This is a genomic window from Kitasatospora sp. NPDC005748, from assembly GCF_040630735.1.
In the GTDB taxonomy this organism is placed as follows: Bacteria; Actinomycetota; Actinomycetes; order Streptomycetales; family Streptomycetaceae; genus Kitasatospora.
On the sequence record NZ_JBEXYD010000084.1, the window covers coordinates 12,455 to 27,059 of the forward strand.

12 protein-coding genes and 2 pseudogenes are annotated in these 14,605 nt (G+C 73.5%); 8 read left to right on the forward strand and 6 right to left on the reverse strand.

Annotated elements, in window-relative coordinates:
- The first annotated feature begins 192 nt into the window (after positions 1–192).
- The gene (locus ABZ495_RS34075) at positions 193–981 is read left to right on the forward strand and encodes a DUF4230 domain-containing protein (RefSeq protein WP_359839740.1); all 789 of its coding nucleotides are present in this window, start codon (positions 193–195) and stop codon (positions 979–981) included.
- Positions 982–1,035: 54 nt separating this feature from the next.
- Here the strand turns inward: ABZ495_RS34075 and ABZ495_RS34080 are convergent, their stop codons facing one another.
- The 3 genes from ABZ495_RS34080 to ABZ495_RS34090 are packed head-to-tail and all read right to left on the reverse strand — an operon-like array spanning position 1,036 to position 3,593.
- Positions 1,036–2,079 carry a hypothetical protein gene (locus ABZ495_RS34080; protein WP_359839742.1) on the reverse strand — a complete coding sequence of 348 codons (1,044 nt, stop codon included), beginning with the start codon at positions 2,077–2,079 and terminating at the stop codon, positions 1,036–1,038.
- A 60-nt stretch (positions 2,080–2,139) separates the two neighbouring features.
- The gene (locus tag ABZ495_RS34085; protein ID WP_359839744.1) at positions 2,140–3,000 is read right to left on the reverse strand and encodes an SDR family NAD(P)-dependent oxidoreductase; all 861 of its coding nucleotides are present in this window, start codon (positions 2,998–3,000) and stop codon (positions 2,140–2,142) included.
- A complete protein-coding gene (locus tag ABZ495_RS34090) occupies positions 2,997–3,593 on the reverse strand; it encodes a TetR/AcrR family transcriptional regulator (protein WP_359807636.1) in 597 nt (198 codons plus the stop codon). Before ABZ495_RS34090 ends, ABZ495_RS34085 begins: the two co-directional genes overlap by 4 nt.
- A 146-nt stretch (positions 3,594–3,739) precedes the next feature.
- On the opposite strand from ABZ495_RS34090, the gene ABZ495_RS34095 reads away from it, so the two are divergent.
- From ABZ495_RS34095 to ABZ495_RS34105, 3 genes are all read left to right on the forward strand, one after another.
- Entirely contained in the window at positions 3,740–4,237 is a 498-nt protein-coding gene (locus tag ABZ495_RS34095) for a pyridoxamine 5'-phosphate oxidase family protein (protein WP_329485671.1), read from the forward strand.
- A gap of 118 nt (positions 4,238–4,355) precedes the next feature.
- Positions 4,356–4,559, forward strand: a complete 204-nt coding sequence (locus tag ABZ495_RS34100; protein ID WP_329485672.1) for a cold-shock protein — start codon at positions 4,356–4,358, stop codon at positions 4,557–4,559.
- Positions 4,560–4,722: 163 nt separating this feature from the next.
- Entirely contained in the window at positions 4,723–5,358 is a 636-nt protein-coding gene (locus tag ABZ495_RS34105; protein ID WP_359839746.1) for a TetR/AcrR family transcriptional regulator, read from the forward strand.
- A 20-nt stretch (positions 5,359–5,378) separates the two neighbouring features.
- Here the strand turns inward: ABZ495_RS34105 and ABZ495_RS34110 are convergent, their stop codons facing one another.
- Together ABZ495_RS34110 and ABZ495_RS34115 are read right to left on the reverse strand one after the other, a co-directional pair.
- Positions 5,379–6,542, reverse strand: a complete 1,164-nt coding sequence (locus tag ABZ495_RS34110; RefSeq protein ID WP_359839753.1) for an FAD-dependent monooxygenase — start codon at positions 6,540–6,542, stop codon at positions 5,379–5,381.
- 183 nt (positions 6,543–6,725) lie between these two features.
- Complete coding sequence (locus ABZ495_RS34115) at positions 6,726–7,865, reverse strand: hypothetical protein (RefSeq protein WP_359807630.1); 1,140 nt, start codon at positions 7,863–7,865, stop codon at positions 6,726–6,728.
- A 241-nt stretch (positions 7,866–8,106) separates the two neighbouring features.
- On the opposite strand from ABZ495_RS34115, the gene ABZ495_RS34120 reads away from it, so the two are divergent.
- Complete coding sequence (locus ABZ495_RS34120; protein WP_329485676.1) at positions 8,107–8,670, forward strand: DinB family protein; 564 nt, start codon at positions 8,107–8,109, stop codon at positions 8,668–8,670.
- Positions 8,671–8,749: 79 nt separating this feature from the next.
- Here the strand turns inward: ABZ495_RS34120 and ABZ495_RS34125 are convergent, their stop codons facing one another.
- Positions 8,750–9,601, reverse strand: a complete 852-nt coding sequence (locus ABZ495_RS34125; protein ID WP_359839747.1) for an SAM-dependent methyltransferase — start codon at positions 9,599–9,601, stop codon at positions 8,750–8,752.
- A 580-nt stretch (positions 9,602–10,181) separates the two neighbouring features.
- Between ABZ495_RS34125 and ABZ495_RS34130 the strand changes: the two genes are divergently transcribed.
- The 3 genes and pseudogenes from ABZ495_RS34130 to ABZ495_RS34140 form a co-directional block, all read left to right on the forward strand.
- Entirely contained in the window at positions 10,182–12,287 is a 2,106-nt protein-coding gene (locus ABZ495_RS34130) for a hypothetical protein (protein ID WP_359839749.1), read from the forward strand.
- Positions 12,288–12,451: 164 nt separating this feature from the next.
- A pseudogene (locus ABZ495_RS34135) lies at positions 12,452–14,092 on the forward strand (NPCBM/NEW2 domain-containing protein); the annotation flags it as partial.
- A gap of 36 nt (positions 14,093–14,128) precedes the next feature.
- Positions 14,129–14,545, forward strand: a pseudogene (locus tag ABZ495_RS34140) (NPCBM/NEW2 domain-containing protein); the annotation flags it as partial.
- Positions 14,546–14,605 lie beyond the last annotated feature (60 nt).

Below are 14,605 nucleotides of genomic sequence, written 5' to 3' on the forward strand. Positions count from 1 at the left end.
GGCATGCCGGGGGCGGGCCCGGGTCGGCAGGGCCGCCGTCAGCAGGCCGCCGACCACGCCTGCCCCGGTGCGGCCGCCGGAGCGCCCGGGAACAGATCCGCACACGACGGAACCGTTGCCCCGCGCCCGAGCGGGCAGAAGGGCCTCGATGCCCGGGCCGACCCGGCGCGGGCCCGTCGAGGAGGTCCAGCGATGCGGTGGCCGACGAACGGTCGACGGCACGAAACCGAGAGACCGTACACGGAACGGAGCGACGAATCCGACGAGCAGCGTACGGAAGGGACGGAAGGGACCGAGCGGAAGGGGGCGGCGCCCCGCCGCACCCCGGACGCCCGGTCGCGGCCCCGCAGGGTCCCCTGGTACGTCGGACTGCCGGTCACCCTGGCGGCGATCCTCGCGGTCTTCCTGGCCGCCGCCAAGCTGGACCTGCTGCCCGGACTGCCCAATCCCTTCGCCGAGCGCCAGATCGACCGGAGCCAGCCCGCCGTCCTCAAGTCCATCCAGGACATGAGCCGTTACACCGCGGCCGGCGGCAACTTCCAGGTCATCGTCGACCTGGACCAGGACGCGAAGTTCCTCCCGTCCCAGATCCTCGGCAAACGCACCCTGTACGTGGCCGCGGGCACCGTCGACGCGTACGTGGACCTGGGCGAGCTGGCGAACGGCGCGGTGACGGTCTCCGACGACCGGCGCTCGGCCACCGTCACGCTGCCGCACGCCCGACTCGCCGACCCGGCGCTGGACGTGAAGCGCTCCTACGTGTTCTCCCAGCAGCGCGGGCTCTTCGACCGGCTCGGGGACTTCTTCTCCGGCAACCCCGGCGACCAGCAGAAGCTGGAGATCCTGGCGACCGACAAGATCAAGGCGGCCGCCGAGCAGACCGCGCTCACCGCGACGGCGGAGAAGAACACCCGGGCGATGCTGCAGAACCTGCTGACCTCGCTCGGCTTCACCACCGTGACCGTCACCGTCGTCCGCTGACGGCGGGCCGGCCGGGGCTTTCGGGGGCGCCGCCGAAAGCCCCCGGCCGGCCGGTCAGACGGTGGCCAGGCCGAGGCCGTGGAAGGTCACCCGGTAGGGGCCGATGTCCTCCGCCTCGCTGCCCAGCAGCAGGTCACCGGGGGTGGCGACGCCCGCCGCGCGCGCGGTCGCCACGAGGGTCCCGGCCAGGGCCCGGCCGTCCGGCTCCCCCGGGCCTCCCGCGTCGAGGCGCCACCTGGGTTCGTGGTCGTCCGCCCAGGTCTCCCGTGTGCCGGGGTGCTCCGCGACGGTGCCCCAGCCCGCCGCGGCCGGGTCGGCGTCGTGGTCGGCGAAGGACGCCAGCATCAGCCGGCTGTCCGCGTCGATGTCGAACAGGCGCGGCGCCCCGCCGCCCGTCCGGCCGTAGAGCCGCATGACCTTGGCGATGCCGAGCGCGGCGAACTCGGCCGGCAGTGTGGTGAGGAACGCGGCGAGCGCTCCGGTCACCGTCTCCCAACTCCGCGCCGACCAGCGGCCGGGCAGGCTCATTCCGGCGGTGGACGGGGCCCGGCGGGTGCCGAGGAAGCCGCCGATGGCGTTCTCCTCACCGTGGCCGAGGCCGAGGTACCAGTCCTCCAGCGGAGCGGTGGCCCGCAGGACGACCTCCGGCCCCCGGCGGCCCGCCCGCAGTTCGAGCGTGTCGTGCGGACCGCGCCACCGCAGGAACGGCGCGCCCCAGGCCGGGGTCGGGCCGTAGTAGGGCCCCAGCGAGCCGTACAAGCCGATCACCGACGCCTCGCCGAGTTCGTCGGTCAGTTCGGTCCGCGCCCGGCCGAAGGCCAGCACGTGGCCGGCGGCGTCGGGGCCGCCCCGCCCGGCCGGCACGGCCAGTTCGAGATGGGCCCGCCCCTCGGCGTAGCGGCGCTCGGACGGCCCGACCGGGCGCAGCCGCGGTCCGTCGGGTGACGCCCCGTCGGCGGGCCCGGCCCGGCGCAGGCCGAGGCCGTCGACGAGGGCCCGGGCGCCGTCCTCGGTCCAGCCGCCGGTCCGCGCCGCGAGGAGCCGGCGGGCCAGGCCGGCGAGCGGTTCGTCCACGGGAGTGAAGTGTTCTTCGAGCACGGGGCGATTCTGCCCCGGCGGGGCGGCGGGCCCCCCCGCCGCCCGGCCCCCTCGGACGGGTCAGGCCGCTCGGACCGGCTCGGGCAGCGGGAAGCTCCGGCGCATCAGGGCGTCGAAGGCCGCGTCGGGGAGCAGCCGCTTGGCGAGCATGGTGGAGCGGGCCAGGGCGCCGACGGCGTAGCGGGCGCGGGGGCGCGCGGCGGTGGCGGCCCGGACCACGACCCGGGTGGCGGCCTCGGCGGGCACGGCGCCGTTGCGGCGGGTGAAGGTGCGGCCGCCGTACATCTCCGCGAGGCGGCTGCGGAACCCCGCGTACGGGTCGGCCGGGTCGGCCTCGCCGTGCATGGTGGCCACCGCCGTCGCGGCGAACCCGGTGATGGTCGGGCCGGGTTGGACGACGACCACCTCGACGCCGAAGGGGGCGACCTCCAGGCGCAGCGAGTCGCTGATCGCCTCCACCGCGTGCTTGCTGGCGTGGTAGAAGGCGCCGCCGGGCGGGGAGAAGCGGCCGGCCATGGAGGAGATGTTGACGATGCGCCCGCGCCCGGCGCGGCGCATGCCGGGCAGGACCAGCTGGGCCATCCGCACCAGCCCGAAGACGTTGGTGTCGAACTGGGCGCGGATCTCCTCCGGGCCGGCGGTCTCGACCGGCAGGTGGAGGCCGTACGCGGCGTTGTTGACCAGCAGATCGACCTGGCCGTGCGCGGCCTCGACGGCGGCGACCGCGGCGGCCATCGAGGCCTCGTCGGTGACGTCGAGCGCCAGCGTGGTGATGCCGAGGCCGGCGAGGTCGGCGAGGGTCTCGGGGCGCCGGGCGGTGGCGTGGACCCGGTGGCCGAGCCGGTGGAGGGCGAGCGCGGTCTCCCGGCCGAGGCCGGAGGAGCAGCCGGTGATCAGCACGGTCCGTGCGGCGTCGGTCATGGCGAGACCTTTCGGTGCAGGAGGTCCCAGACGGCGGCTTCGGCGCGGTCGAGGTCCTCGGCGGGGAGGGTGTGCAGGCCGCCCGGGCGGCGGAGCTTGACGAGGCCGGTGAAGGCCCCGAGCGCGAGGGCGACGAGCTGGGCGGCGTCGCCTTCGCGGATCTCGCCGGCCCGCTGGCCGCGTTCGATGAAGTCGGCGGCGACGCGGTCGATCTCCTCGGCGAGGGCGCGGCTCTCGGGGTCGAGGAAGGTGTCGTGCTGCTGGTGTTCGAGGAAGACGAAGGCGTCCGGGTACGCGCCGGCGTAGCGGGTGAAGCCGCGCCAGAAGCGGCCGAACTCCGCCCGGATGTCACCGGCCGGTCCCCCTTCGGCGAGCGCGCCGGCGAGGTGGTCGAGCAGGGCGCGCTTGGCGTGCTGGAAGGCCGCGTTGCCGAGCGCCTCCTTGCTGGGGAAGTAGCGGTAGATGCTGCCCACGCCCACGCCGGCGCGCTGGGCGACGGCGGGCATCTGGGTGCCCTCGTAGGTGCGTTCGGCGAAGAGCGCGAGGGCGGTGTCGATCAGCAGGCGGTCGAGGCCGGGCTTCCTGGGTGCCACGGAATGAATATTCATTCCTCTCCTGGGCCCTGTCAATCCCCTCCCCCGCCCGCTCGACCCCTTCCCCGCCCGACGAGACCCCGGCCCCGGAGCCTTCCTAAGCTGGAACGGCCCTGCTGGACTACCGCTGGAAGGTGGGATCGACCGTGCAGCCGACCGAGATCAACGAGGTCCTGAACCGGCCGCTCAGCCAGGAGCTCCTGGCCCGGGCGCTGACCCGGCTGGCCTATGTCGCCAAGGACGGCACGCCCCGGGTGGTACCGATCGGGTTCGTCTGGAACGGCTCGGAGATCGTGATGTGCACGGTCAAGAACGCCCCGAAGCTGGCGTCCCTGCGCCGGAACCCGGCGGTCGCGCTGACCATGGACACCGAGGCGCACCCGCCGAAGATCCTGCTCGTCCGCGGCCGGGCCGAGCTCGACGTCGTCGAGGGCATCCCGGACGAGTACCTGCGCGGGAACGGCGCCTACGAGATGACCCCCGAGCAGCGGGCCGCGTGGGAAGCCGAGGTCCGCTCGCTCTACGACGGCATGGTGCGGATCGTCGTCACCCCGACCTGGGCGAAGCTGATCGACTTCGAGACGACCCTGCCGAGCGCGGTGGAGGAGCTGATCCGCCGGCGGGACGAGCGCGACCGGACCTGAACCCGCCGCCGGATCACCCGCTCGCACCACTCGGGGTGACAGACCGGACACCTTCCGCCATCGACACTGCTCAGTGGCGGTATCGTGGCCGCGCCCAGCACGTGTGAAGGAGATCGGCATGGCAACTGGCAAGGTCAAATGGTTCAACGCGGAGAAGGGCTTCGGCTTCATCGCCCAGGACGACGGCGGCCCGGACGTCTTCGTGCACTTCTCCGCCATCCAGACCACCGGCTTCAAGGAGCTCTACGAGAACGACGTGGTCGAGTACGACGTCACCCAGGGACCCAAGGGCCCCCAGGCGGAGAACGTCGTCAAGGTCTGACCGGAGCTGAACCACCGTGCCGGCACCCCGCCCAGGGATGCCGGCATCAGCCCGCCCCCGGCCCGCTCCCGACCCCGCCTCCCGGCCCGCTCGTGGCCGAAAGGCTGCCGAGCCGGTTTCAAACGGCGTTCGAGAACCCCGGGGTGATCGTTAGACTGCCGGGGTGAAGCTGACCGCAGACCGGATCATCGACGCCGGAATGGCCGTGTTCGCTGAGTCCGGCTACCACGGCCTCTCCATGCGTCGGGTGGCGGAGCGCCTCGACGCGCACGCCGGAAGCCTCTACTACCACGTGCCCAACAAGGCCGCGCTACTGCAGCTGATGGCCGACCGGGTGGCCCGCCAGGCGTACGACGCGGGCACCGCGGCACTCGCCGCGCTGGACGCCTCCAGCGGCTGGCAGGCCCGGGTGACGGCGCAGGCCGTCGCCCTGCGCCGGAGCATCCGGCGGCACCCCGGCGGGGCGATCATGTTCGCCGACGGCCCGAAGACGCTCAGCCCCGGCGCGCTGTCCGTGATGGAACGGCTGCTCGACACCCTCGCGGCGGCGGGCGTCCCGGCGGAGCGGTGCGGCACCGCCGCCGACACCGTGCTCAGCCACGTGACCGGCTACGTCCTCCAGGAGCAGGGCGAACCGCCGGTCGTACCGCCCGACCCGGAGGCCGTCGCCGCCCTGCACCGGCGCTTTCCCCGCACCGTCGCCGCGGCCGCCCACGACCAGGACGGGCAGTTCGCCCGCAGCCTGGAGCTGATCTGCGCCGGTATCGCCACGCTGCTCCCGCCCGCCGAACGGCCCTGACCGCCCGAGGTGACGGGCCCTCAGACGGCGCCGGACGGCTCCGGTAGCGGGACGTCCCAGGCGAGCAGGCGCAGCAGGTCCTCGTCCACCCGCGGCCGGGCGCCGTCCGGACGAGCCTGCGGGGCGGCCGAGGGCGGGCCGGCCGTCAGACGGGCGCTGGCGGCCGTGTTCTGCTCGGTCCTGGGCCTGCGGTGGTGCTCGAAGCGGGCCAGGGCCGCCGCGGCTCCGGGGGTGTCGCGCAGCGCCTTGGCCAGGACGACGGCGTCCTCCAGGGCCATCGAGGCGCCCTGGCCGGTGGCCGGCGAGGCGGCGTGCGCGGCGTCCCCGATCAGGACGGCGCGCCGGGTCCGCCAGCGCGCCCCCGGTGCGACGTGGAGCGCGTTGGTGACCATCAGCCGGTCGCCCGTCCTGGCGACGATCCCCGCGGCCGGGGTCCGGTCCGCGCCCAGCAGCGGCGCCAGCCACTCCCGCCACTGCGCGGGAGTGGTGCCGGCGACCTCCACCGGGGACGCGGCGGGCCCGGGCACCCGGGCGAACCAGCAGGTCTCGCCGCCGGGTGAGACCAGGTACCCGAACGCGGCGCCGCTGCCCCGGACCATGGTGATCCGCTCCGGCCCGGAGGACGGCGCGGCGGCGGTGCTGTACCCGTAGAAGACGCGCTGGCCCGCGTACTCGGCCGCGGGTGCGGCCGGGTCCAGCCAGGCCCGGACGGCGGAGTGCGTGCCGTCCGCGCCCACCAGGAGGTCGCCGGTGGCACTGGTGCCGTCGGCGAAGTGCGCGGTGATGTCGGCGTCGGTCTCGGTGACGGAGGTGAGCCGGGCCCCGTGCCGGACCTCGATGCCGCGCCGTCGCGCCTCGGCCCGCAGCGCCGCGGCCAGCTCGGCGCGGCGCAGGCAGCGGTAGCGGGTCAGCCGGTGGCCGGGCTCGCCCAGCGGGACGGCGGCCAGTTCGGCGCCGCTCGCGTCGAGCACGGTCATGGTGGTGATCGGGAAGCCGAGGGCCGCGACGGCCTCGGCCGCGTCGATCTCGGCGAGGGCGCGCATCCCGTTGGAGGCGAGGGTCAGGAAGGCCCCGATGTCCTCGCCCGTGTCGGGGTGCGCCTCGTGGACGGTGACGTGGAACCCCGCCTTGTGCAGCGCCAGCGCGGCGGCCGTTCCGGCGATGCCGCCACCGATGATCCGCATGGTCGTCAACCGAGCTTCCCCTCCCGTGCTTTCCCGCCGCTCCGACGGCCGACCCGGACTCGCGGAGGGAGCGGAGCGGCCACGGGACCATCCTGCCAGTCGCCGGGGCGGGCGGGGGCAGGAGCACCGGGCCCCCGGGGCGGGCGGCGCACGGACCTCCCGGGCCCGTGCGCCGCGCGGTGGTCAGGCCGGGCGGGTCTGCGCCCAGGTGTGGAGGCGGTGGGCGCTGTCCCCGAGGCGGGTGGCGTACAGCGTGGCGGCCGGGCCGCCGGCCAGGTCCTCGGAGGTGGTGGTGACGCCGACGACCGTACCGGTGCCGGTCCTGGTGTCGAACGTCGCGAAGTGCGGGCCGCCGCTCGCCCCGTGGCCCATGTCGCAGGGCTCGCCCCACAGCAGGGGGGCCGCGGTGCCGGGCCGGGCCGGTCCGGCGCAGTGGATCATGCGGGATCCGGCGTACTTGGCGCCGGGGTCGTTGAGCCGGTCCTTCGGGTAGCCGAAGGTGTGGACGAACTCGCCCTCGACCGGCCGGGTGAACGCGATCCGCTGACTTCCCGTGACGTCCGCGATCCGTCGGCCGTCGGCGGAACGGTGCGCGACCAGCACGCCCGTGTCGTAGCCGGCCACCGCGAGATCGGCCGAGGTCGTGCCGCCCGGGTCGGCGTCCCAACGGGAGGAGGTGGCCGCGCTCCTGATGACGAAGCCGCCGAGCGGCTTCGTCCCGTTGCGGTAGCCGGGCACGAAGTAGAGGTTGTGGTGCCAGGTGTCCGCGGCGGCCGGGGCGCCGACGCCCCGCAGGCAGTGCGCCGCCGTGATGACGGTGCTGCGGTTGGCGCTGTTGACGACCGTTGCCGTACAACTGCCGTCGTAGCCGTCGCTGAAGGTGAAGAAGAGCCGGCCGACGCTCCTGTTCACCGCGCCGCCGTGCGTCCAGACGCCCCCTGGGTCCGGCGTGTCCGCGGGCAGCGGCCGGGGATCGTCGGCCGTGTCGTCGTCCTCGGGCACGGGGGTGATCTCGGGGACCATGGCACCGGCCAGCTTCATCCGCTCCGGTGTCCAGTAGGTGTCGATCCGGCCGCGCTCCTGATCGGTGGTGGCGCCGGCGTGCGCGGTGACGGACTCCTGACCGGCGGGCGCCGCGGCCAGGGCCGTGTTCGGCAGCAGCACGACGGCCGCGACGGTACTCAGCAGGAGGGCTCCCGCGGCGACGAACGTGCGGGGAAAGGCCCGGGGGAGGGTGCGGTGAACGGCCGGCACGGCTCGGGTGCGCGCCCGGCTGTGGGTCCGGCCGTCGGGGCGACTGGTTCGACCATGGGTTATCGACATGTCCGGCACGCTACGGACGGGTCGTCAGACCTCTGTCAGGAAAGGGTTTCATCCCTTCATCGATACCGTCAGGTTCCGGTAAAGGCGTTACGTCCCCGTATCGGTGCGGGCCGCCCCGCGCGCCCCGTGCGCCGCTCCGCGGAACTGGCCCCACTCCGGTGCGGCACTAGGACAGGACCTGACCCAGATGGCTCCTACCTTGGTTCTCGGCAACGGAGAACGAACGACGAAGGCGGACACCATGACCGACACCACCACCACCGCGACCACGCCCGAGCAGCCCGCGGCGGCCGCAGCCGGCGGGGAGCGGGCTGAGCTGCTGGAGGCGCTGGGCAAGCAGCGGCACTTCCTCCGCTTCACCACCCGTGACCTCACCGACGAGCAGGCCGGGCGGCGGACCACCGTCAGCGAGCTCTGCCTGGGCGGTCTGATCAAGCACGTCGCGAGCGTCGAGCGCGCCTGGACGGCCTTCATCCTGGAAGGGCCCTCGGCGATGGGCGACTTCACCACCATGACCGAGGCCGACTGGGAGCGGCGGAACAACGACTTCCGGCTGCTGCCCGGCGAGACGCTGGCCGGTGTGCTGGAGGACTACGCCGAGGCGGCCCGCCGCACGGACGAGCTGGTCGCCGTCCTGCCCGACCTGGACGCCTCGCAGCCGCTGCCGAAGGCTCCCTGGTTCGAGGCCTCCGCGCGCTGGTCGGCGCGCCGCGTCCTGCTGCACCTGATCGCCGAGACCGCGCAGCACGCCGGCCACGCGGACATCCTCCGCGAGGCCCTGGACGGCTCCAAGAGCATGGGCTGACGGGCGCCCCGCCGGGCCCGGAAACGCCGGTGTCCCCCGCGTCTCGACGCGGGGGACACCGTGCGGCCCCGGGAACCGGTCAGCGCTTGACCGCGACTCCGGCGTAGGCGGGGGCCGCCTCCTGCCAGCGCGGCGGGAGCTCCGCCTGCGGCCGCCAGAGCGGCAGTTGGACCAGGCCGGGGTCGACCAGCTCGAAGTCGCCGAAGAACTCCCGGACCTCCTCCTGGGCCCGCAGGACCAGCGGCGAGCTCGCGCGGCTGTAGACCTCGGTGGTCTCGGCGGCCGCCCGGGCGGTCATGAAGTCCTGGGTGCCGTGCGAGAGGATCAGCATGCTGCCCGGCGCCAGCGCGTCCCGCAGCCGGGCCACCGTCTCGGCGGCGCCCTCCTCGTCGCGGACGAAGTGCAGCACCGCCACCAGCATCAGCGCCACCGGCCGGGAGAGGTCGAGCGCCTCCTTCAGGCCCGGATCCCCCAGTATCGCCTCCGGGTCCCGCAGGTCCGCGTGCAGGACGCTGGTGTGACCGGCCGGGTGGTAGGCCAGCAGGGCGCGGGCGTGCGTGAGCACGATCGGGTCGTTGTCGACGTAGACCACCCGGGCATCCGGAGCCACCCGGTGGGCGACCTCCGCGGTACTGCCCACGGCCGGGATCCCGGTACCGATGTCCAGGAACTGGCGGACACCCCGGCCGACGGCGAACTCCACCGCGCGCCCGAGGAACTCACGGTTGATCCGGGCCCCGAGCCGGGCGTCGGGCATCGCCGCGATGACCTTCTCGGCGGCCTCCCGGTCGGCCGGGAAGTTGTCCTTCCCGCCGAGGTAGTAGTCGTACATCCGGGCCGGGTGCGGGGTGCCGATGTTCAGCTCCGCCGGCGGCTGCCACTCCCCCGCCGCCACCGGCCCCGACCAGCCGGTCATCGCATCGTCCCGCATGAAATCCCCACTCGTCCTGACAGCAAGTCATCTCATCCTAAGCACACCGGGAATCCACCACCCCGCCCCGGCCGCGCGACCGCCCCGGCGGCCCCGGTCGCCCGCACGGTGCTCACGGCCCTGACGCGCGCCCGCGTCAGGGCCGTTCGGCTTGGAGACCGAGAGCCTGTCGACGGTGTGTCGACTCATGGAACGCTCCTTCGTCCCGGCCGGGAACCCCGGTATCGGCGCAGGCGGGAATCGAGGGTGGCGCCGGGCACGCCGGCGTCGAGCGGACGCCTGACAAGTAATCAGAACCAAACGGATTTCAACGTCATGTGAAATGTCACATGACTTGGCATCCTCTCGTCAAGAGCTCCGTCACGCCGAGATCAACCTGTGACTCAACGCGGCGCGCAAGGGGTTCTCCCGCGCCGAGCCCCGCCGAGTGACCGTCACGGACGAGTCTGGGTCAGGCACTTGAGGACGGCCAGCACGTGTGCTTCTCTTTGCTGCGTTGCTTTCTGTTGAGACTTTCGAACAGAAACGAACGGCAGCGGGCTGCCGATCCCCCACCCCCCTCGCGCACCCTGGAGCGCCCATGCGGATACCCGTGCCCCGAGCCGTGCCCCGAGCACTGAGCCGTGCACTGCCCCGTGCCCTCGTCGCACTGTCCCTCGCGGCGACCGGGCTCGGCACCGTCGTCCTCGGGACGGCCGCCCCCGCGGCGGCCCTGGACAACGGACTCGCCCTCACCCCGCCGATGGGCTGGAACTCCTGGAACACCCTGGGCACCGGAGTGACCCAGGAGGAGGTCCTCCAGACCATCGACTTCATGGCCGCCAACGGGCTGGTCCAGGCCGGCTACGACACCGTCACCATCGACGACGGCTGGTCGCTCGGCCACCGCGACGGCCAGACCACCGACCTGGTGAAGACCGCCTACGGCGCGATGCAGCTCTACGACGCCAACCGCAACCCCACCAGCGGGACGGACGGCACCGGATTCGACCTGACCACCGGCCACCTCGTCCCCGATCCGGCCCGCTACCCCGCGCACACCGTCAACGGGCAGACCCTGAACGGGATCCAGTACCTGTCCTGGTACGCCCACAGCAAGGGCATGAAGTTCGGCCTCTACGCCACGGACACATACACGACCTGCCAGGGCCGGCCCGGCAGCCTGGGGCACGAGTCCACCGACGCCGCCGACTTCGTCGCCTGGGGCGTGGACTTCGTCAAGTACGACGACTGCCCCTACGGACCGCAGATCATCGGGCCCGACGGCCACAACTACTGGACCCAGGGCGAGGGGAGGGAGCTGACCCGGTCCATCTACGCCCGGGTGCGCGACTTCCAGCAGGCGCTCGACGCCGCCTCCCGGGCCCAGGGCCGCCCGCGGGTGGCCCTCAGCGTCTCCGCGCAGCCGGTGCACAGCGGGGTCCCCTACCTGCTCGCCGGCGACGACCCGGCCCGCACCGACCCGGTGGTGGTCGCGGCCGGCACTCCCGCGTTCGAGGCCCCCGGCTACGCCCCGACCGGGGTCTGGTGCGGACAGGTGGCCAACCTCTGCCGGATCGGCGGCGACCGCGGTCCGGACCTGGAGGGCGTGCTCTACAACGGCCAGCTGCAGACCGCCCTGAAGTACCCGGGCAACGTGCGGCCGGGCAGCTGGAACGACCTGGACATGATGTTCGCCGGCTGGCAGAACCCGTACGGCGTGTACGGCGTCACCGACACCTGCCCCTGCCACAAGCCGATGTCCGTGACCGAGTCGCGCAGCGAGATGTCGATCCTCGCCATGCTGGCCTCCCCGCTCATCTCCGGCGCGGACCTGCGCACCGCCGCGGACTCCCGGCACACCCAGGACGGCCTCACCTGGTCCACCGGCATCACCGCCGAGCAGCTCGCCGTCTACAAGAACGCCGATGTCATCGCGATCGACCAGGACCGGCTGACCAGGCCCGCCACCCTGGTCGGCGCCCCGCCCGCCGGCAGCACCGCCCCGATCGTCCTCAAGCGGCAGCTCGCCGACGGCGACACCGCCGTCCTGCTCGTCAACCAGGACCCGGCGGGCTACCGGAACGTCTCCACCACGCTCGCCGAACTCGGCCTGACCGGCCCCGGCTACTCGGCCAAGGACCTCTGGACCGGCGCCACCGGCAACGTGACCGGCGCGCTCGGCGCCCAGGTCGAGCCGCACGGCGTCGTCCTGTACCGCCTCAAGCCGCTGCCGGGCACCGGGCCGGCCGCGGTCATCGGCGACGGCCGCTACCACGGCATCAGCGCCGGCGGCACCGGCGGCCAGGCCCTGGAGGTCCAGGGCACCTGCAGCGCCCCCGACGGCTCCCCCACCGACATCAACACCTGGTGGAGCTGGCACACCTCCGAGCAGTGGAACTTCGCGCCGAACCCGGACGGCACGGTGCGCATCACCGACAACTGCTACACCGACACGCAGCGCCACGGCACGCTGACCGGCGCCGCCGTCGCCGGTCAGCCCGCCCGGGTCCGGAACGCCTGGGACCCGGCCGACCCGGCCCAGAAGTGGCGCGTCGTCCAGAGCACCACGACCGGCGCGCTGACCATCACCAACGTCGCCACCGGTCTCGTCCTCTCCGCGCCGCAGACCGCCGCGACTTCCCCGGTCGTGACCGGCCCGCCCGACGGATCGTTGGTCGGGCAGTCCTGGAGCCTGCTCTCCTGACGCGCCGTCCGCCGGAAACTCCCCTGTCTCCCGGCTCCGGCGCAGCGCCGGAGCCGGGGCCCCGTCCCACCCGACACCCCTTCTCTGGAGGACCTTTGCGCTCCCCCGGCACCGCACCACCGCGCCGCGCCGCACGGTCGCGTCGCACGGAACTGCCGCGCCGCATGGCCTCGGCGCTGACCGCCCTGACCCTGTTCACCGGTGGCGGCGCCCTCGCCGTCGGCCTCGAACTCGCGACCGCACCACCGGCGCTGGCCCTGGACAACGGCCTCAATCTGACGCCGCAGATGGGCTTCAACAACTGGAACTCCACGCACTGCGGCGCCCAGTTCGACGAAGCCATGATCAAGGGCATCGCCGACCTCTTCGTCAGCAAGGGCCTGAAGGCAGCCGGCTACCAGTACGTCAACCTCGACGACTGCTGGGCGCAGCCGCAGCGCGACGGCGCGGGCGACCTCGTCCCCGACCCGGTCCGCTTCCCGCACGGCATCAAGGCGCTCGCCGACTACGTCCACGGCAAGGGGCTCAAGTTCGGCCTCTACTCCAGCGCGGGCGACCACACCTGCGACGTCAACGGCTTCCCCGGCGGGCTCGGCCACGAGCAGCAGGACGCCCGGCTCTGGGCCTCCTGGGGAGTGGACTACCTCAAGTACGACAACTGCCACAACCAGGGCGTCGACGCCCGGACCCGCTACCGGGCGATGGGGGACGCGCTGAAGGCGACCGGCCGCCCGATCCTCTACAGCATCTGCGAGTGGGGCAGCACCGGCCCGTGGGAGTGGGCCCCGCCGGTCGGCAACTCCTGGCGCACCACCGGCGACATCGACGACACCTGGGACAGCATGATCTCCATCGCCCAGGCCAACCAGGGCCTGGCCGACTACGCCAAGCCCGGGGCCTTCAACGACCCCGACATGCTGGAGGTCGGCAACGGCGGCATGACCGCGACGGAGTACCGCACCCACTTCAGCCTCTGGGCCGAGATGGCCGCGCCCCTGATGATCGGCACCGATCTGCGCACCGCCGCCCCCGAGACCCTGGCCATACTGACCAACACCGATGTGATCGCGGTCGACCAGGACCCGCTCGGCCGGCAGGGCTCGGTGGTCTCCAGCGAGAACGGTCTGGTGGTGATGTCCAAGCCCCTGGCGGACGGCGGCCGGGCGGTCACCCTGACCAACGAGGGCTCCTACGACGCCACCATCACCGTGACCGCACGGACCCTCGGCATCGCCGGGGCGAACTCCTACAAGGTCAAGGACCTCTGGTCGAAGAAGTCCAGCACCGGCGACGGGACCGTCAGCGCCGTCGTGCCGGGGCACGGAACCGCGATGTTCCGGGTCACCCCGGGCTCGCCCGTCCCCCCGCCCACCGGGGTCACCCAGCTGAGCGACCTCCCGTTCGGCACCGCCACCAACCAGTGGGGACCGGTCGAGCGGGACCGCAGCAACGGCGACATCCAGCCCGCTGACGGCCACACCCTCACCATCCGCGGCGCCGCGTACGCCAAGGGCCTGGGGGTGCACGCGCCCAGCGAGGTCGGCGTCCACCTCGGGGGTGCCTGCCGGAACCTGGTCACCGACGTCGGGATCGACGACGAGACCTACGGCAACGGCTCGGTCAGGTTCCAGATCTTCAGGGACGCCGCCCTGGCCGCCGACAGCGGGCCGATGACCGGCAAGGACCCCGCCAGGCACCTCACCGCCGACCTCACCGGCGCCACCACCGTCCGTCTGGTGGTCACCGACGCCGGCGACGGCACCAGCTACGACCACGCCGACTGGGCGGGCCCCCGGCTCGCCTGCGGCAGCGGCCCGGCCGCCGGTGCCCACCAGCTCTCCGACCTCGCCTGGGCCTCCGCCGGCAACAGCTGGGGCCCGGTCGAGAAGGACATGAGCAACGGCGAGAACCAGGCCCGGGACGGACGGACCATCACCATCGCGGGCACCACGTACGCCAAGGGCCTGGGCGTCAACGCGCTCAGCCAGGTGGTCTACTTCCTCGGCGGCTCCTGCACCTCGCTCACCACCGACGTGGGGGTGGACGCCGAGGCGAACGGCCGCGCGAGCGTCTCGTTCGAGATCTACAAGGACGCCGTCAAGGTCGCCGACAGCGGCCTGATGACCGTGACGTCGGCCCCCAGGCACCTCACCGCCGACCTGACGGGCGCCGAGGAACTGCGGCTCGTGGTCACCGACGGCGGCGACGGCACCATCAGCGACCACGCCGACTGGGCGGGCCCGGTCCTCAGCTGCTGACCACCCGCACGGCTCGAAGACGACCCGGGCGCGGAACACCCGGGCCGCCTCCTCGGTCAG

Bases quoted from the DNA above. Each gene is read 5' to 3' on its own strand.
- ABZ495_RS34100 (WP_329485672.1), top strand. From the start codon at position 4,356: ATGGCAACTGGCAAGGTCAAATGGTTCAACGCGGAGAAGGGCTTCGGC.
- ABZ495_RS34110 (WP_359839753.1), bottom strand. From the start codon at position 6,542: ATGCGGATCATCGGTGGCGGCATCGCCGGAACGGCCGCCGCGCTGGCG.
- ABZ495_RS34075 (WP_359839740.1), top strand. From the start codon at position 193: ATGCGGTGGCCGACGAACGGTCGACGGCACGAAACCGAGAGACCGTAC.
- ABZ495_RS34115 (WP_359807630.1), bottom strand. From the start codon at position 7,865: ATGTCGATAACCCATGGTCGAACCAGTCGCCCCGACGGCCGGACCCAC.
- ABZ495_RS34130 (WP_359839749.1), top strand. From the start codon at position 10,182: ATGCGGATACCCGTGCCCCGAGCCGTGCCCCGAGCACTGAGCCGTGCA.
- ABZ495_RS34125 (WP_359839747.1), bottom strand. From the start codon at position 9,601: ATGCGGGACGATGCGATGACCGGCTGGTCGGGGCCGGTGGCGGCGGGG.
- ABZ495_RS34120 (WP_329485676.1), top strand. From the start codon at position 8,107: ATGACCGACACCACCACCACCGCGACCACGCCCGAGCAGCCCGCGGCG.
- ABZ495_RS34085 (WP_359839744.1), bottom strand. From the start codon at position 3,000: ATGACCGACGCCGCACGGACCGTGCTGATCACCGGCTGCTCCTCCGGC.